Origin of the sequence: Amycolatopsis albidoflavus (genome assembly GCF_039525725.1) — a bacterium.
Lineage (GTDB): Bacteria > Actinomycetota > Actinomycetes > Mycobacteriales > Pseudonocardiaceae > Amycolatopsis > Amycolatopsis albidoflava.
The window spans coordinates 368,421-384,734 of the sequence record NZ_BAAAHV010000011.1; the positions used below are offsets into that span (position 1 = coordinate 368,421).

Annotated in this window: 15 protein-coding genes; 7 read left to right on the forward strand and 8 right to left on the reverse strand. The window is 71.0% G+C overall.

The genetic code is table 11. From position 1 onward, the window contains the following. The first annotated feature begins 4 nt into the window (after positions 1 to 4). Positions 5 to 3,118 carry an AfsR/SARP family transcriptional regulator gene (locus tag ABD156_RS16330; RefSeq protein WP_344273303.1) on the forward strand — a complete coding sequence of 1,038 codons (3,114 nt, stop codon included), beginning with the start codon at positions 5 to 7 and terminating at the stop codon, positions 3,116 to 3,118. Positions 3,119 to 3,130: 12 nt separating this feature from the next. Here the strand turns inward: ABD156_RS16330 and ABD156_RS16335 are convergent, their stop codons facing one another. From ABD156_RS16335 to ABD156_RS16345, 3 genes are all read right to left on the reverse strand, one after another. Beyond that, positions 3,131 to 3,544, reverse strand: coding sequence for a hypothetical protein (locus ABD156_RS16335; protein WP_344273306.1), 414 nt, complete (start codon positions 3,542 to 3,544; stop codon positions 3,131 to 3,133). 135 nt (positions 3,545 to 3,679) lie between these two features. Continuing rightward, positions 3,680 to 4,498, reverse strand: a complete 819-nt coding sequence (locus ABD156_RS16340) for an MBL fold metallo-hydrolase (protein ID WP_344273309.1) — start codon at positions 4,496 to 4,498, stop codon at positions 3,680 to 3,682. Between the two features lie 33 nt (positions 4,499 to 4,531). After that, a complete protein-coding gene (locus ABD156_RS16345; protein ID WP_344273312.1) occupies positions 4,532 to 5,233 on the reverse strand; it encodes a helix-turn-helix domain-containing protein in 702 nt (233 codons plus the stop codon). Positions 5,234 to 5,401: 168 nt separating this feature from the next. On the opposite strand from ABD156_RS16345, the gene ABD156_RS16350 reads away from it, so the two are divergent. Both ABD156_RS16350 and ABD156_RS16355 read left to right on the forward strand, forming a co-directional pair. Then, the gene (locus tag ABD156_RS16350; RefSeq protein WP_344273315.1) at positions 5,402 to 6,583 is read left to right on the forward strand and encodes a cytochrome P450; all 1,182 of its coding nucleotides are present in this window, start codon (positions 5,402 to 5,404) and stop codon (positions 6,581 to 6,583) included. 3 nt (positions 6,584 to 6,586) lie between these two features. Next, on the forward strand, positions 6,587 to 7,399 hold the full coding sequence (locus tag ABD156_RS16355) for an oxidoreductase (RefSeq protein WP_344273317.1): 813 nt from the start codon (positions 6,587 to 6,589) through the stop codon (positions 7,397 to 7,399). Between the two features lie 65 nt (positions 7,400 to 7,464). Here the strand turns inward: ABD156_RS16355 and ABD156_RS16360 are convergent, their stop codons facing one another. From ABD156_RS16360 to ABD156_RS16380, 5 genes are all read right to left on the reverse strand, one after another. Beyond that, positions 7,465 to 7,779: a winged helix-turn-helix domain-containing protein gene (locus ABD156_RS16360; protein ID WP_344273319.1), complete on the reverse strand. Its 315-nt coding sequence runs from the start codon at positions 7,777 to 7,779 to the stop codon at positions 7,465 to 7,467. A 3-nt stretch (positions 7,780 to 7,782) separates the two neighbouring features. Next, on the reverse strand, positions 7,783 to 8,253 hold the full coding sequence (locus ABD156_RS16365) for a hypothetical protein (RefSeq protein WP_344273321.1): 471 nt from the start codon (positions 8,251 to 8,253) through the stop codon (positions 7,783 to 7,785). A gap of 171 nt (positions 8,254 to 8,424) precedes the next feature. Next, a complete protein-coding gene (locus ABD156_RS16370) occupies positions 8,425 to 9,564 on the reverse strand; it encodes an alkaline phosphatase family protein (protein ID WP_344273324.1) in 1,140 nt (379 codons plus the stop codon). A gap of 204 nt (positions 9,565 to 9,768) precedes the next feature. Continuing rightward, complete coding sequence (locus ABD156_RS16375; RefSeq protein WP_344273327.1) at positions 9,769 to 10,440, reverse strand: response regulator; 672 nt, start codon at positions 10,438 to 10,440, stop codon at positions 9,769 to 9,771. Next, complete coding sequence (locus tag ABD156_RS16380; protein ID WP_344273330.1) at positions 10,437 to 12,038, reverse strand: ATP-binding protein; 1,602 nt, start codon at positions 12,036 to 12,038, stop codon at positions 10,437 to 10,439. Before ABD156_RS16380 ends, ABD156_RS16375 begins: the two co-directional genes overlap by 4 nt. Positions 12,039 to 12,312: 274 nt before the next feature. On the opposite strand from ABD156_RS16380, the gene ABD156_RS16385 reads away from it, so the two are divergent. The 4 genes from ABD156_RS16385 to ABD156_RS16400 all read left to right on the forward strand — a co-directional run bounded on the left by ABD156_RS16385 (position 12,313) and on the right by ABD156_RS16400 (position 16,305). After that, positions 12,313 to 13,113, forward strand: a complete 801-nt coding sequence (locus tag ABD156_RS16385; RefSeq protein WP_344274477.1) for an ABC transporter ATP-binding protein — start codon at positions 12,313 to 12,315, stop codon at positions 13,111 to 13,113. Further along, entirely contained in the window at positions 13,110 to 13,973 is an 864-nt protein-coding gene (locus tag ABD156_RS16390; protein WP_344273333.1) for an ABC transporter permease, read from the forward strand. Before ABD156_RS16385 ends, ABD156_RS16390 begins: the two co-directional genes overlap by 4 nt. A 35-nt stretch (positions 13,974 to 14,008) precedes the next feature. Further along, positions 14,009 to 15,049 (forward strand): ABC transporter substrate-binding protein, encoded by a 1,041-nt coding sequence (locus ABD156_RS16395; protein ID WP_344273336.1) that lies wholly within the window; start codon positions 14,009 to 14,011, stop codon positions 15,047 to 15,049. A gap of 248 nt (positions 15,050 to 15,297) precedes the next feature. Next, positions 15,298 to 16,305 carry an LLM class flavin-dependent oxidoreductase gene (locus ABD156_RS16400; protein ID WP_344273340.1) on the forward strand — a complete coding sequence of 336 codons (1,008 nt, stop codon included), beginning with the start codon at positions 15,298 to 15,300 and terminating at the stop codon, positions 16,303 to 16,305. Positions 16,306 to 16,314 lie beyond the last annotated feature (9 nt).

A 16,314-nucleotide genomic window follows, 5' to 3' on the forward strand; every position in this document is an offset into this window, starting at 1 on the left:
CACGGTGGCGACGAAATCGGTACACATCCAAGTGCTGGGATCGCTGCGCGCGTGGCGCGACGGCGCCGAACTCGACCTCGGCCCGCCCGGCAGGCGCGCGGTGCTCGGGCTGCTCGCGCTCGCCGGCGGGGACGCCGTGGCGTTGCGGGATCTCGTGGACGCGTTGTGGGGCGACCGGTCCCCGCCGAGTGCGGTGAACGTCGTCCAGACACACGTCAAGCACCTGCGGCGGTTGCTGGAACCCGGCCGTGCGCCGCGAGCGGGCAGCGGGGTGCTGCCGCATGTCGGCGGCGGCTACGCCGTGCGCCGGGACGCCGCCGAAGTCGACCTGTGGCGGTTCCGCGAACTCATCGCCGAGGCGAACGACGCGCACCGCGACGCCGACACCGCCCGCGTCGTGGTCGCGCTCGGCGAGGCGCTCCGGCTGTGGCACGGCAGGCCGCTGGCCGACCTGCCGCCGCTCGCCGGTCACCCGAAGGTCGTTTCGCTGGTCGCCGAGCGCCGCGAAACGTTTTGCCGGTACGCCGGGGCGATGATCGACACCGGCGCCGCCGCGGAGGTCCTGCCCGGCATCGCCGAAGCCGCCGCGGAACAGCCGCTCGACGAAGCCGCGCAGGCGCTGCTGATCCGCGCCCATCACGCGCTCGGGCAACGGGGCGAGGCGTTCCGGCTGTACGGGCAAATGCGGACGCGGCTCGCCGACGAACTCGGCATCGACCCCGGGCCCGAACTGCAGGCCGCGCACGCGGCGGTGCTGCGCGACCCCGGCGCCGCGGTGCCCGCCGAGCCCCGGCAGACGCACCGGGTCCCGAAGCAGCTGCCCGCCGAACCGCGCGGCTTCGCCGGACGGACGGCCGAACTGTCGCTTTTGGACAGTCTGGCGACCGGCGGCATCGCCGTGGTCTCCGGCACTGCGGGCGTCGGCAAGACGGCGCTGGCCGTGCACTGGGCGCACCGCGTCCGGTCCCGCTTCCCGGGCGGGCAGCTGTACGCGAACCTGCGCGGCCACGCACCGGGCACCCCGGCGTCATCGGCCGAAATCCTCGCGCAATTCCTTGCCGCGCTGGGGATTTCGCCGTCCCGCATCCCTTCGGACCCGGAGACCGCGGCGGCGCTGTACCGGACCATGACGACCGACCGGCGGATTCTGGTCCTGCTGGACAACGCCGTCAGCCCGGAGCAGGTCCGGCCGCTGCTGCCCGCCGGGCCCGGGTGCCTGACGGTGGTGACCGGACGCGACCGCCTGACCGGGCTCGTCGCCGTGAACGGCGCGCGCCGGCTGACGATCGACGTGCTCAACCCAGACGACGCCGTCGAACTGCTCGCGGGCGTCCTGGGCGCGCGCGTCCGCGCCGAGCCGGAGGCGGCCGCCGAATTCGCCAAGCTGTGCGTCCATCTCCCGCTCGCGCTGCGGATCGCCGCGGCCAATCTCGCCGACCGGCCCAGTTCCGACATCGAGGACTACGTCGCGGAACTGCGCGAGGGCAACCTTCTCGCCGCCCTCGCGGTGCCGGGCGACGAACAGACCGCGGTGCGGGCCGCCTTCGACCTGTCCCACGCCGCGCTGTCCGCCGACGCACAGCGGCTGTTCCGGTTGCTGAGCCTGATCCCCGGCGCGGATTTCGACGCCGAGGCCGTGGCCGCGCTGGCCGGCGTCGAGACGGCGCAGGCGGTCGCGGCGCTGGACCGGCTCGCCTCCGCGCACCTGGTCGAACACCCGCCCGGCCGGTACCGCTTCCACGACCTGCTCCGCCGGTACGCCGCCGAGCAAGCCGGACAGCTGGAGTCCGCCGCGGACCGCGAGCAGGCGCTGCGCCGCCTCTACGACTGGTACCTGGCGGCGGCGGACGGCGCTGCCAGGCTCCTCTACCCGCACATGCTGCGGCTGCCGGTGTCCGGCGTCCCGGCCGCGTTCGCCGGGCTGGGCGAGGCGTCGGCGTGGCTGGACACCGAACGCGGCAACCTGGTCGCCGCCGTGCGGTTCGCGGCCGAGGGCGGCCCGGCGCCGATGGCGTCGCGGCTCGCCGATGCGCTGCGCGGGTACTTCTGGATGTGCATGCGCCGGGTCGAATGGCTCGCGGTCGCCGAAGCCGGCCTGAGCGCCGCCGACGCGGACGGCGGGCTCCGCGCGCGGGCCGCCGCCCGGCTCAGCCTCGCGGACCTGTACTTCCGCCAGGGCCGGTACCAGCAGGCAGTCCGGCAGTACACGGCGTCGCTGCTGCTCGCGCGGAAGGCGGGCTGGGTCGAGGCGCAGGCCGCGGTGCTCGGCAACCTGGGGTGCGTGTACTGGCAGTCCGGGCGGCTCGCCGACGCCGCGTCCCGGTTCGGCCGCGGGCTGGCGCTGAGCAGGCGGATCGGCCAGCCGGCCGGGGAGGCGGTCGCCTTCGGCAATCTCGGGCTCGTCCACTGGGAAATGGGCAGGCTCGCCGAAGCCGCCGAGCACTACACCCAGGCGCTGCGCCGGTACCGCCGGATCGGGTCCCGGTACGGCGAAGCGATCAGCCTCGCCAATCTCGGGCAGGCACAGCACGCCCGCGGCCGGACCGCCGAGGCGGTGGACCTGCTCTGCCGCTCCCTCGACCTGCAATGCGAGGCCGGAAACCGGGGCGGCGAAGCGGAAACCCGCAGCAGGCTCGCCCTGGCGCACAGCGATCGCGGCCATCGGGCCATGGCGCTCGAATGCGCGGGCACCGGGCTCGCGCTCGCCCGGGAGGCGGGGGACCCGCGGACCGAAGCGGAGGCGCTGGCCGCGCTGGCGGCCGTGCTCGCCCGCTTCGGCGACCGGCCGGAGGCGATCCGCCGGTACGAGCAGGCCCTCGGCCTCATCCGCGAAACCGGCGACCGGTACCCGGAGGCCGACGCGCTGATCGGCCTGACGACGGTCACCGCGGACCCGGAACCCGCCCGGCAGGCTCTCGCGCTCGCCGAGCGGGCGGGCTACCGGGCGCTGCGGGGCCAGGCCTTGACGGCGCTGGCTGGGGCTCTGCTCGCCCGGGGCGAGCCCGAGGCCGCCGTCGAGCACGCCCTGAACGCGCTCGCCGTGCACCGGGAGACCGGGCAGGGACCGGGGGAGACGCGGACGCTCGCCCTCCTTTCCCGGCTGCGCCGCGGCGAGTGATTCCGGCCGGCGTCACCAGCGGATGCCGCTCCGGTCCACGGTGTAGGTGCCGTCCGGCTCGACGGTGAGGGTCACCCACGGGTTCACGCCGTCCGCGCCGACCGTGCCCTGGCACGCGAATTCGCCTCGGGAGTAAACCGTCCGGCCGGTGCCGTCCTTCGCGGGCTCGCTGTACGCCGCGACCAGGCCCACCCACCGGCAGGCCCGGTTGAGCACCTGGTGGGTGACCGTCACCTCCACCGACGTGATCTTCGAGTCCTGCGCACACCACGAAACCTGGTCGGAGTACTTCCACACCCCTTCGTTGGCCAGTTCGACCGGGGCGGTGGACCAGCACCCGGTCCCTCCCTGCGCCGCGCCGGTGACGAACGGGACGGCGGCGAGCAACCCCGCCGTGACAGCCGTGAGTGCGCCGGCTCTGAGCATGACAACCCCCTCGTTTCCGTGTCCTCCCAATGTGTTGGCTGTCCGCGAGACCCGCAAGACGCGGAGGCGGCGGGTCCAGCAGACGTTCAGTGGGTGTCCAGTCCGCCCGGCGCTTCGGGCGTTGGTGGCCGCGGGTCAGCCGAGGTGGTCGTTGGTGCCGTTGACCCAGGCGATGTATCGCTGCGCGGAGCGGCGTACGGCAGCCTTCGCGTCTGTCTGCAGCGAAGCTCCGGTCAGGGCGTAGAGCCGGTCGAATGCGTAGGGTTCGAGCCGATCCACAAGCCGCTGGACGAGAGCGGCGGAAAGCGGGATCTGGTTGGGGTAGCTGCGCATGAACGTCACCCAGCCCGGCGCGGCGACCGGCACGATGGTGTCGCCGACCAGCAGCGTTCCCTTCTCCGTCGCGATGTGCGCGACCGCGGCGCCCGGGAAGTGCCCGCCCGCTTCGACGAGGGTGATCCCGGGCAGAATCCGTTCCGCGCCCTGCCATTCGCGGATCACCGGGTCTTCCCGCAGCACCCATCGCCGATCGGCGGAATGCACCAGTACCGGGACGTTCCCGAGACTGTGGCTGAGGCTCACCTGCGAGCCGTACATGTGCGGATGGCTGGCGACGATCGCCGCGGCGCCGCCGAGTTCGGCGATCTTGTCGAGCAGCGGCGGGTCGAGGGCGTTGGGCGGATCCCACAGCAGGTTGCCCGCACTGGTCTGGACCACGTAGGTCCGCTGGCCGATGCCGAACCCCGGTTCGCGGTGCAGGCGGTGGATTCCCGGCTCCGGTTCCTCGTGGACCAGGTCGTGCGGGTCGGCGGCCAGTTTGTCCATTGTGGTCCACACCTGCCCGGAGGCGCGGACGTATTGCCGTTCGTCCGCGCAGATCCGGCAGGTCCCGGCCGGAGGCTCTTCGGTGTCGGGATGTTCGACCCCGCACGTCCCGCAAATCCAGATGGTCATGCGCTCACCCTGGTACCTCCAGTTCGCTGGAGGTCAAGACCTCGTGCTGCGGGAAACCTGCCGCCAGTGTTCGGCGGCGTCGATCATGTCCTGCCGGATGTGCCGAAGCCACTGGCTGGTCGTGAGAAGCCGGATGCCGACCAGTGTGTCCCCGCCGAACAGCTCCGCGCCTTGGCGGGTGAAATCGGCCCACTGCGCCATGCCGTCCATGCTGGCCAGCCAGGCCCGCTGCCACACGTGGTCGTCGACCAGGTAACGCTCGCGGCGGCCGTCCCGCTCGCGCCGCAGCAGCCCGCGTTCTTCCAGCCAGGCAACGGCTTTGGAGACCGACGCCGGGCTGACGCGCAGCCGGGCGGCGAGTTCGGTCGCGGTGCGGCTGCCCGATTCGGCGGTGAACAGGCAGATCAGGACCCGCGCCATCATCGAGGGCATTCCGGTCTGCGCGGCCATCCGCGCGAACTGCGTCTCGAAGTCGCCGCGCGTCCGCGGATCGGCCGCTGCCCGAGCCGGCGGGGCGGGCGGCGCGGCGGGGGTGCGGCGGCGCGCTCGTCGCCGGGCGGCTTGCTCGGCGTGGTCGGCCCGGTAGTCGTGCGCTCCGCCGTTGCGGGCGACCTCGCGGATCACCGTCGACTTCGGCCTGCCCAGCCGCCGGCCGATCTCGGCGTAGCTCAGTCCGTCCGCCAGCCCGGCCGCGACGCGCTGGCGTTCCGGGTAGCTCAACCTGCCGCCTGACATCCGCTTCGTCTCCGCCCTCGAGCCAGACCCGCCATCGATGCGTTCAGCTGCAGGCCAATGCATCGATAATGCTGGTTTGGCCTGCGCAAACGCAGATCCGCTGTTTGCGACACCATGAAACATCGCCCTACCGTTTCCCGCAAGAGGTTCACCGGAAGGGAGCTGGCGATGACCAGGACACTGCCGACCGAGCGGGCGGCGGGCCAGCCGTTCGACCCGCCGCCGGGGCTGGCCGAGCTGCGCGGGAAGAGTCCGCTCAGCCGGTTGGACTACCCGGACGGGCACGCCGGATGGCTGGTGACCGGACACGCGCTGGCCCGGGAGGTGCTGGCCGACCGCCGGTTCAGCGCGCGGGTCGAATTGCGGCACCTGCCGATTCCCGGAGCCGTCACCAGCGATCAACCGGCGCCTCCGGGGATGTTCGGCAGCATGGACGCACCCGAGCACACGCGTTACCGGCGGCTGCTCGCCGGCCAGTTCACCGTCCGCAGGATGCGCCGGCTGACCGAGCGGATCCAGGAGATCGCGGACGAATGCCTGAACGCCATGGCCGAACGCGGCAGCCCGGCCGACGTGGTCCCGGCGTTGGCGCAGCCGTTGCCGGCGCAGACGATCTGCGAACTGCTCGGAGTTCCCTACGCCGAGCGGGACCGGTTCCAGCAGCACGCGCTCGCCCTCTTCCGGCTGGACAACACGCCCGAAGAGACCGGCGAAGCCTACGGCGCGGTGCTCGGCGTCATCGGCGAATTGATCGCCGCCAAGCGAAAAGCTCCCGCTGACGACGTGCTCAGCGACCTGACCGGCAGCGACCTCACCGATACCGAACTGGTCAACATCGGCTTCTCCCTGCTGGGCGCCGGACTGGACACCACCACGAACATGCTCGCGCTGGGCCTCTTCGCGCTGCTCGAACACCCTGACCAGCTCGCCCTGCTGCGCGACGACCCGGAGCTGGCCGGCAACGCGGTCGAAGAACTGCTGCGCTACCTGAGCATCATCCCGTTCACCGTCCGCACCGCACTGGAAGACCTCGAACTCGGCGGCGAACACGTGACCGCCGGCGAATCGGTCACCGTCTCGGTGCCCGCGGCCAACCACGACCCGGAGCACTTTCCCGCACCGGAAAAACTGGACCTGCGCCGCAAAACCAGCGGTCACGTCGCCTTCGGCCACGGCATCCACCAATGCCTCGGCCAGCAGCTCGCGCGCGTCCAGATGCGGGTCGCCCTGCCTGCCTTGCTGAGCAGGTTCCCGTCGCTGCGTCTCGCCGTTCCCGCCGAAGACGTCGCCGTGCGCTCCGACATGCTCATCTACGGCGTCCACCACCTGCCTGTCGCCTGGGAGGCCTGAACCGTGCCGAAAGTGTGCTTGCTGACCGGAGCGTCCGCGGGAATCGGCCACGCCACCGCTTTGGAATTGCTGAAGGCGGGCTACCTCGTCTACGGAGCCGCACGGCGAGTGTCCAAAATGGACGAACTTCGTGCCGCCGGCGGCCGCCCGCTCGCCATGGACGCCCGCAGCGAAGCGGACCTCGACCGCGCCGTCCGCACGGTCCTTGACGAACAGGGCCGGATCGACGTCCTGATCAACAACGCCGGGACGGTGCTGCACGGAGCCGCCGAAGACGTCCCGTTGGCGGCCGCGCGCGATCAGTTCCAGGTCAACGTTTTCGCGCCCGCCAGGCTCGTCCAGCTGGTGCTGCCCGCCATGCGCGCGCAAGGGTCGGGCCGCATTGTCAACGTTTCCTCGATCGGCGGGGAGATCAGTCTCCCGCTCGGATCCTGGTACTACGCCTCGAAACACGCGCTCGAGGCTTATTCCGACACGCTGCGGATGGAGGTCCGGCCTTTCGGCATCGAGGTCGTGGTCATTCAGCCCGGCATCATCAAGACCGAATTCGAGGACCAGACCGCTTCGCAACTCCGGGAATACTCCGGAAACGGCCCGTACGGGCACATGGCCGAGGCGATGGCGGGCAAATCCGAAACCGGTCTCGCGGACGGTAGTGATCCCGCTGTCGTGGCCGAGACCATCCGGCGGGCGGTGGAAGCTGACCCGCCGGAGACCCGCTATGCGGTGGGTTTGCACGCGGAGGAGCTGCTGAAGCTCAACCGGGCCTTGCCGGACCGGGATTTCGACGAGCTGGTCACCCGTTCGATCCGGTAACGGAGGCCGGGACGCCTCGCGTCCCGCGTCGTTGGCGTCCCGGCCCGGAAACGCGCGGCACCGCGTCAATCGCGCGGTTGCCGGGCGCCGTCCGAGCGGGCTTGCACGGCAATGGTTTGCAGGGCGGAGAGGTGCTTGGCCAGGGTGTCGCGGCCGCTGTCGGTCAGGTTGAGCCACGTGCGCGGCCGCTTGCCGACGTAGCCCTTGCGGACGTCCACGTACTCGTTCTTGGAAAGCGTGGAGACCTGTTTGGACAGTGCGGAGTCCGACAGCTTCACCGCGTCTCGCACGAACCCGAACTCGGCCCATTCGGCGGCGGACAGCAGCGCCACGATGGCCAGTCTCGTCGGGTCCAGCAGGAGCTGATCGAGGTCGGCCACCGTTCAGTCCTTGTCTCGCCGGCGAAGCAGCCACAGCTGGAACCTGGGGCCGAGGAAGATGATATAGAGCCCGGCCAGCGCGCCGTAGACGATCGTGCCGTGCGGGATGTGCAGCACCGGGACGGCGACGGCCGCGACGATCGCCAGGCCGAGCACGGGCGCGACGCGCCAGACGGCGGGAGGCAGCGCCCGGCTCGACACCGAAACCGGACGGCCGAGCAGGCTGCCGCCGGTCCTGGTGCGCAGGACCGCGACCAGCGCCAGTGCGACGGCCAGCACGACGAAGGTCAGCCAGGGCCGGGTCCAGGAAATCAGGTCGATGGCGACGGTGTAGCCGAACACGACCAGACCGGCGACGATCGGAATCCACCGCGCGCCCAGCGCGGAGGCGAGCACCCGCTCCCGGCTCTCCCAGGCCGTGCGCAGGGCCGCCGCCGCTTCTTCGGGCGTCGGTTTGTTCGTTGGTTCGCTCACTGCTGCCACTCCTTCGCGGCGCAACCTCTCAGGCAAGTACTTGCCTGAGGAGAAAGTACCTCTCGTTTTCCCCTGAGGCAAGTACTTGCCTGAGCGCTGAGCAGTGAGGTCCGACGCCGTGCCGAGCGGCCCGGGCGGGTCGCGAGCGGCAAGAGCTCGGCCGGTTTGTCCTTAGTGGACGGTCAAGGGCACGTCGTTCGGCGGGGGCAGCGTGCCGCCGCCGCGCAGCAGGATCGGCCCGACCGGAGCCGGTTTGGCGACCGGGGGCGGCGGCACCGGGGTCGGTGTCGGTGTGGGTTTCGGCGGCGCGGGCTGGGTGATCGCGGTGCCGTGCGCCGGGGGCGGCGGGTTCAGTTTCGCGCCGGGGGAGAGGTCGACGAGGTCGGCGAGCCCGGGGTCGCCGTCGACGCGCGGGACGCCGAGCTTCGGCAGCTTCAGCAGGTCGATGACGGTCTTCGGGATGCTCGGATGCCAGGACCAGCGGTGGTCGATGCCGGGTTTGACCCGGCCGCCGAACATCAGCAGCGGCACGCGCGGGCCGTAGGCGAGCTGCACGCCGTCCGGGGTGATCTCGACGTTCGGCGTGGCCACGTGGTCGTCGAAACCGCCCCAGTCGTCCCAGGTCAGCAGGAAGACCGTCGAGTCCCAGAGCCCGGCCTTCACGATCGCGTCGACCACCTGCCACACGGTGTCCTCGCCCTTGCCGACGTCCGCGGGCGGGTGCTCGTCGTAGGGCGAGTCGTGCCAGACCATCGACAGCGCGGGCAGCGCGCCGGCCTGGGCGTCGGCGATGATCTGGGCGGAGCGCACGATCTCGGGCGACCCCTTGAGCTGCTGGTAGAACTCGACCGGATACCCGCTGGTCCCGGTGTAGGCCTTCCAGCTCACGCCGTGGTCGGCGGCGAGCCCGGGCAGGGACGGCAGGTCCCACACCGGGTCGGCCTGGCTGCGCGGCGGATTGCGCAGGGTGGGCGTCTGGCCGCCGACGATGAGCAGGTGGTTCGGCGTCGAGTTGGTGCCGTAGCCGGCGCAGTGGTTCTCGACGAACGCGCCGCTCGCCGCGAGCCAGGCGTAGAACGGCAGGTCGGCGACCGTGTCGAACTGGACGTGCGCGCCGGTGCTCTTCTTCGTGAGCCAGCGGTAGTAGGCCTTGCGGTCGTGCGGCTGGTCGGACTTCGGCGGGTTGGGGGAGACCGGCCAGCCGGTCGCGACGTTCGCGCCGAACGCGGCCATCGAGCGGAAGTAGTTGTCGGTGGTGTGGTTTTCCTGGACCAGGACGACGACGTGGTCGATCGGGCCGGTGGCGGCCATGGCGATCCCTTCGGTGCTCCGGCGGGCGGGCGGCCGGGTGCTCCGGTCGCGCCGGTTCCGCTGAATGATCGCCCGCCGCCGGTGCCCCGGCCACCGGGAAACCCCGATGGGAGCAACGGGAATCCCTTGTGCTGCCCGGGATATCGCCGATTGCGCGGAAGGGGCTGTTCGCCGGGTTCGCGCCGGGAGTCCGGGCCGCCCGGGTCAGTGCTGGGCGGCGACCGCGTACCGGTGCGTCGGGCGGCCCGCGCTTCCGTATTCCAGTTCGAGGCTGAGGAAACCGCGGCGGTGCAACTCGCTCAGATGGCGTTGCGCCGTGGGGCGGCTGATGCCCAGCGCGCTCGCGAGCTCTCCGGCGCCGAGCGGCTGCCCGGCCCGGCGCAGCGCGTCGAGCACCTTGCGCATGGTCGGGGGAAGCGGGTCCGTGCGCGGTGCGGAGCCGCGCAGAACGGAATACAGACTGTCCACTGTGGCCTGATCGACTTCGCCGCTGCCGGACGCGCGTTCGCACCAGCTCCGGTACGCCGTCAGCTGTTCGCGCAGCTGCTCGAAACCGAAGGGCTTGACGAGGTAGTAGGCCGCGCCGAGCTGGATCGCCGAGCGGACCGTGCCGAGGTCGCGGGACGCGGTGATCACGATGCACCCCGGCGGGGCGGCTCCCGAACGCAGGTCGCGCAGCAGCGAGAGGCCGTCCTCGTCGGGCAGGTAGATGTCGAGCAGCAGCAGGTCCGGCCGGACTTCCTCGACGCGGGCACGCGCCTCCGCCGCGGTGTGGGCCTTGCCGACGGCGGCGAAGCCGGGCACGCGGTCGATGCTGGCGGCGTGGATCGCGGCGACGCGGTAGTCGTCGTCGATGACGAGAGTCCGGATCGTCATGCGTACTCCGCGGGTTCGAGCGCGGCGCGGGAACGGGAATTCGGGAGCAGCACGTCGAATCGCGCGCCGGCCGAGCCGTCCACGGTGATCGATCCGCCGGAGCGGCGCACCAGCCGGTAGACGAGGGCGAGACCGAGTCCGCGGCGCATGCCCGGACGCGGGGTCTTCGTGGTGTAGCCGTCGGCGAAGATCTCCTGCAGCGCTTCCTCCGGGATGTCGGGACCGGTGTCGGAGACGGCGATGCGGACGTCCGGGCCGAGGGTGTCGACGAGGACCCGCACGCGGCGTTCTCCCGGCTGCCCGGCCACGGCGTCGACGGCGTTGTCGATGAGGTTGCCGAGCACGGTGACGAGCGCGCCGGGGTCGGCGGTGCTGAGGTCGAGCCCGGAACCGGGGTCGACTTCGAGGCGCACGTCGCGTTCGGCGGCGATGGCGACCTTGGCCGAGAGCAGCGCGGCGAGTTCCGGCGGGGAGAACCGGGCGCGCAGATCGGTCGCTTGCGCGGCCGGGCCGTGCGCGATCTCGGTGAGGTAACGGCCGGCCTCCTCCGCTTCGCCCAGGCCGAGCAGCCCGGACAGGACGTGCAGCCGGTTGGCGAATTCGTGTTCCTGCGCGCGCAAAGCGGTGGTCAGGCCGGTGACGGCGTGGAGTTCGCGCACCAGGCCTTCCATCTCGGTGCGGTCGCGCAAGGTGAGCACCGAACCGGCGTCCTGTCCGGAAAGGACGACCGGCATTTTGTTGACCACCAACAGGAATTCGTCGGTGAGGACGACCTCGTCGTCGGCGGCGGGCGCGGCCAGCAGGTCGCGGAGGCGGCCGGGCGGGACGAGTTCGCACAGGTCGCGGCCGCGGGCGGCGGAGGGGATTCCGAGCAGCCGGCGGGCTTCGTCGTTGATCACCTCGACGCGGCCGTGCCGGTCGAGGCCCACCATGCCTTCGCGGATGCCGTGCAGCATCGCTTCCCGTTCTTGGAGCAGGGACGCGATCTCGGAGACTTCGAGGCCGAACGTCGCGCGCTTGATCCGGTGGGAAAGCAGCAGGGACGCCGCCATCCCGATGGCCAGCGCCAACCCGGAGTAGAGGAGCACCCAGGGAATGTCGCTGACCAGCTCGCTCGTGACCTGTTCTTCGAGGATTCCCACCGAAACCTGGCCCGCGACCCCGCCGTCCGGACCGGAGATCGGCGCCTTGCCGTTGGCGGACCGGCCGAGGCTTCCGTTGTCGATCCCGAGATGGCCCTGGCCGTCGAGGGCGGCCACCGGTTCCTCGATGCGCTCGCCGACGAGCGCGGTGTTGGGATGGGAGTAGCGCAGCCCGGACCGGTCGGTGACGACGACGTACGACGCGCCCGTGGCCCGGCGGACCTGCTCGGCGGCGGCTTGGATGGCGCGGCCGGGATCGCGCCGCACGAGGGCGTCGCGGACGGACGGCATCTGCGCGACGGTGTTCGCGATCCCCAGCGCGCGCTGTCCGTATTGCGTGTCGAGGGTCTGGCCGGCGAGCTTCACGTAGAGCAGAGCCCCGGCCGAGACAGTGGCGAGCAGGATCCCGAGCACGGCGACGAGGATCTGCGAGGCGAGGGGACGTGACCGCCACATGACCGCTCCGCTCTGCCACTTGTCGTAGGGGCGTCCCGCATGACACCACGAGACCGCGCGGATGCCAAGAAACCGCGGCCGGTACGCCCGGATCGTCCGGTCCGGCGTGCACTTAATGAGCAGAAACCGAGAAAAGCGCACTGATCGCAGGTATCGCACGCAACATTCCGCCGCGCCGCGGCGCTTCTTAGCCTCCTCGAACGGAATCGGCCCCGATCGAGAGGACGCCACCGTGCACGCACCCAGATCCGGACCGCCCGGCGCCGCCATCGCCATGCGGGACGTCACCAAGCAGTTCGCGACCGAGGGCCCGGAGCCCTACACCGCGCTGCGCGACCTCGACCTGGAGGTGGCTCCCGGCGAGTTCTGCGCGGTCGTCGGACCCACCGGCTGCGGCAAGTCCACCACCTTGACCCTCGTCGCGGGCCTGGAACAGCCGTCGGCCGGCACGGTCCGGGTGCACGGCGCGGACGTCTCCGGCATCACGCCCGGGGTGGGGTTCATGTTCCAGACCGACGCGATCCTGCCCTGGAAAACGGTGCTGGACAACGTTTCCGCCGGCCCGCGGTTCCGCGGCGTGGCCAAGGGTGCGGCGGTTTCCGGCGCGCGGGACTGGATCCGCCGGGTCGGGCTGAGCGGGTTCGAGGACCGCTACCCGCACCAGCTGTCCGGCGGGATGCGCAAGCGGGTCGCGCTCGCGCAGAACCTCATCAACGAGCCGCGGATCCTGCTCATGGACGAACCGTTCAGCGCGCTGGACGTGCAGACCCGGGCGAAGATGTCCGACGAACTGCTGTCGCTGTGGGAACTTACCCGGCCCGCCGTGGTGTTCGTGACCCATGACCTCGAAGAGGCGATCGCGCTCGCGGACACGGTGGTCGTGCTGACCGCCGGGCCGGCGGCGACGATCAAGGCCCGGTTCGCCATCGACCTGCCGCGTCCGCGGGTGGTGCAGGAAATCCGCTTCGAACGCCGGTTCGTCGACCTGTACCAGCAGATCTGGGACGCGCTGCGCACGGAGGTCGATCTGGCGTACGCGCAGACCACCCGGATCAGCGGGGAGGCGGGAGCATGACGACCGAAGTGGACTCGCCCGCGAGCCCCGCCGCCGGAGCTGCAGCAGTTGCTCGCCGTTCGCGCCGCCGGACACACGCCGTCCTGGTCCACACCGTCCAGGCAGCGGTGCTGGTGGTGCTTCTCGGCGGCTGGCAGCTGCTTGTGCAAGGAGACCAGCACGCGATCGTGCTGTACGGCCTTCCCTCGGGCATCTTCGACCGGTTGCGGTCGTGGGTCACCGAGGGCACCGCGCTCGGCTCGCTCGGCAGCCAGATCTGGACCACGATCGAAGAGGCGCTGATCGGGTTCGCCATCGGCACGGTGCTGGGCATCGTCTGCGGCATCGCGCTCGGCCGGATCCGGTTCCTGTCCGAGGTGTTCGGCCCGTTCATCAAGGTGCTCAACGCGATTCCGCGGATCGTGCTCGGCTCGGTCTTCGTGCTGGCGTTCGGACTCGGCCTCGAATCGAAGATCCTGCTGGTGATCGTGCTGGTGTTCTTCGGGGTGTTCTTCAACGCCTTCCAGGGCACCCGCGAGGTCGACCGGACGTTCATCGCCAACGCCAGCATCCTCGGCGCCTCGCGGTGGCAGGTGACCCGGCAGGTCGTGCTGCCCTCGGCGTTCACCTGGATCATCGCGAGCCTGCACGTGAGCTTCGGCTTCGCGCTGATCGGCGCGATCGTCGGCGAATTCCTCGGCGGCTACGCGGGTCTCGGCGTGCTGATCAAGAACGCGCAGGGCACCTTCGACGCGAGCGGCGTGTGGGCGGCGATGGTGATCATGGGCGTCGTCGCGCTCATCGCCGAATGGCTGATCACCCGCCTCGAACGCCGCCTGCTGCGCTGGCGGCCCGCCCAGCTGTCCGGTCCGGACCTGTAACCCCCCGATTTTCCGCTCGAACAAAGGAGATCCCCGTGTCCGCGAAGAAATTGGCGGCCGTGCTCGCGGCGGCGCTGCTCGCCGTGGCCGGCTGCGCCTCGACCGCGAGCCAGAACGCCGGCACCAGTTCCACCGGCGGCACCGGCACCCCGGTGAGCATCATGGTGGGCGGCTTGAACAAGCAGATCTACCTGCCGTTCATGCTCGCCCAGCGGCTCGGCCTCTACCAGAAGCAGGGCCTGAACGTGACCCTGCAGGACGAGGGAGCCGGCGTCGACGCGACCACGAACATGGTCGCCGGAAAGGTCGACGGCGTCGGCGGTTTCTACGACCACACCATCGCCATGCAGGGGCTCGGCCAGTCGATGGAATCGGTGGTGTCGATGCTGACCACGCCGGGCGAAGTCGAACTGTGCCGCAACGAAGTGCGCGGCCAGATCCATTCGCCCGCCGACTGGTCCGGCCGCAACCTCGGAGTGACCGATCTCGGTTCCTCCACGGATTTCCTGACCCAGTACCTCGCGCAGAAGAACGGCGTCGACCCCACGAAAATCCACCGGGTCGGCGTGCAGGCCGGAGCCACGCTGATCGGCGCCCTGCAGCACGGCAACGTCGACTGCGCGATGACGACTGAGCCGACGGTGTCCACGGCCCTGGCCCAGGGCGCCGCGTTCGTCCTGCTGGACATGCGCACCGCGGCCGGCACGAAACAGCAGCTGGGCGGCCAGTACCCCGCGACGTCGCTGTACATGACCACGAAGTACGTGGACAGCCATCCCCAGGTGGTGCAGAAGCTCGTGAACGCGTATGTCGAGGCCCTCAAATGGATCCAGGGCCACAACGGCGCGCAGCTGGCCGACGTGATGCCGGCCGACTACTACGCCGGTTCCGGAAAAGACGCCTACGCCAAGGCATTCGACAACGAGAAGGGCATCTACAACCCGACGGGCATCATGCCGCCGGACGGGCCGAAGACCAACCTCACTGTCTTGCAGGCGTTCAATCCGGATGTGAAGGGCAAGCAGATCGATCTTGGGAAGACGTACACGGACAAGTTCGTGACCGCCGCGCACTGATGCGGAACTGCTGTGCCCGGGCGCCTCGCGGTGCCCGGGCACAGCTGGCGTTTGGAGGCATTGGCTGGCGAATCGCCACCCGTGCAGAGCCGGAAGCCTCGAACCTCGGCTTAGCCCCTGCCCGTCCGCCTCGTGCACCGTGCACCACCGCCCTTCCTCCGTTTCGTCGCCCCGCCCGAAGCGCCGCACCCACCGCACTTCCTACCGTCGAGCTCAACGTTGTGACCCCGCACGACAGGAGCCCGCCGATGACCCGCCTTTCTCGCAGCCGGCTGGGGGTGCTGCTCGGCAGCACCACTCCGCCCGAACAGATCGGCAAGCAGGCCGCGGCCGCGGAGACCGCCGGTTTCGGGGAGTTGTGGCTGCCGGAGGACTACTTCTTCCTCGGCGGCATCGCGGGCGCCGCGCTGGCGCTCGGGGCGACGTCGCGGGTTCCGGTCGGCATCGGCGTGGTGTCGTCGGTCGTGCGGCATCCGGCGCTGCTGGCGATGGAGATCAGCACGCTCGCCCGCGCCTACCCGGGCAGGCTGATGCCCGGGATCGGGCACGGCGTCCCCGCCTGGACCGCGCAGATGGGCCTCACCCAGCGGTCGCCGATGAGCGCCCTGCGCGAAACCCTCGCCGCCGTCCGTGGACTGCTGCGCGGCGAGACGATCGACGAGAAGGGCCGGTTCGCCGCGTTCCGCGAGGTCGCGATCACCCACCCCGTCCCCGAGCGGGTGCCGCTGTTCACCGGGGTGCTCGGGGACAAGGGGCTCGACCTGACCGGACGCCTGGCCGACGGCCTGCTGGTGAGCGCGCTCGCGCCGGTCGAGTACGTGCGGAGCGCGCGGCGCAAGCTGGACGAGGCGGCGCGCGCGGCCGGACGGGACGAGCGCATCACGATCACGGTTCTCGCGGCGGCCAACGTCACGCGGGATCCCGGGCAGGCGGCCGCCACCAGGGAAGCGCTCAAGGCGGTTCTCGCCTTTTACCTTGCCGCGACCGGTCCAGGACCGTTGTTCGGCGCGGTCGATGCCAACGAGCAGCTCGCGGACATGCTCTCGCGCGGCGGTCCCGAGGTGGTCGCCGCCGAGATGCCGGACGACTGGCTCGACGTTTTCGGTGTCGTGGGCGGGCAGGACACCGCGCGGGCGCGCCTCAAGGAATACCTCGACGCCGGTGCGGACAACGTCGCCATCGCGACCGTCGTCGCGGACGGCGCGGAAGAAACTCTCGCCGCGGTCGGAGAACTGACCGGCGAATTCACTCACTGAAAGGGCACG

Coding starts and splice junctions, on each gene's coding strand:
- ABD156_RS16400 (WP_344273340.1), top strand. CDS start 15,298: ATGACCCGCCTTTCTCGCAGCCGGCTGGGGGTGCTGCTCGGCAGCACC.
- ABD156_RS16380 (WP_344273330.1), bottom strand. CDS start 12,038: ATGTGGCGGTCACGTCCCCTCGCCTCGCAGATCCTCGTCGCCGTGCTC.
- ABD156_RS16375 (WP_344273327.1), bottom strand. CDS start 10,440: ATGACGATCCGGACTCTCGTCATCGACGACGACTACCGCGTCGCCGCG.
- ABD156_RS16370 (WP_344273324.1), bottom strand. CDS start 9,564: ATGGCCGCCACCGGCCCGATCGACCACGTCGTCGTCCTGGTCCAGGAA.
- ABD156_RS16340 (WP_344273309.1), bottom strand. CDS start 4,498: ATGACCATCTGGATTTGCGGGACGTGCGGGGTCGAACATCCCGACACC.
- ABD156_RS16390 (WP_344273333.1), top strand. CDS start 13,110: ATGACGACCGAAGTGGACTCGCCCGCGAGCCCCGCCGCCGGAGCTGCA.
- ABD156_RS16335 (WP_344273306.1), bottom strand. CDS start 3,544: ATGCTCAGAGCCGGCGCACTCACGGCTGTCACGGCGGGGTTGCTCGCC.
- ABD156_RS16350 (WP_344273315.1), top strand. CDS start 5,402: ATGACCAGGACACTGCCGACCGAGCGGGCGGCGGGCCAGCCGTTCGAC.
- ABD156_RS16385 (WP_344274477.1), top strand. CDS start 12,313: ATGCGGGACGTCACCAAGCAGTTCGCGACCGAGGGCCCGGAGCCCTAC.
- ABD156_RS16345 (WP_344273312.1), bottom strand. CDS start 5,233: ATGTCAGGCGGCAGGTTGAGCTACCCGGAACGCCAGCGCGTCGCGGCC.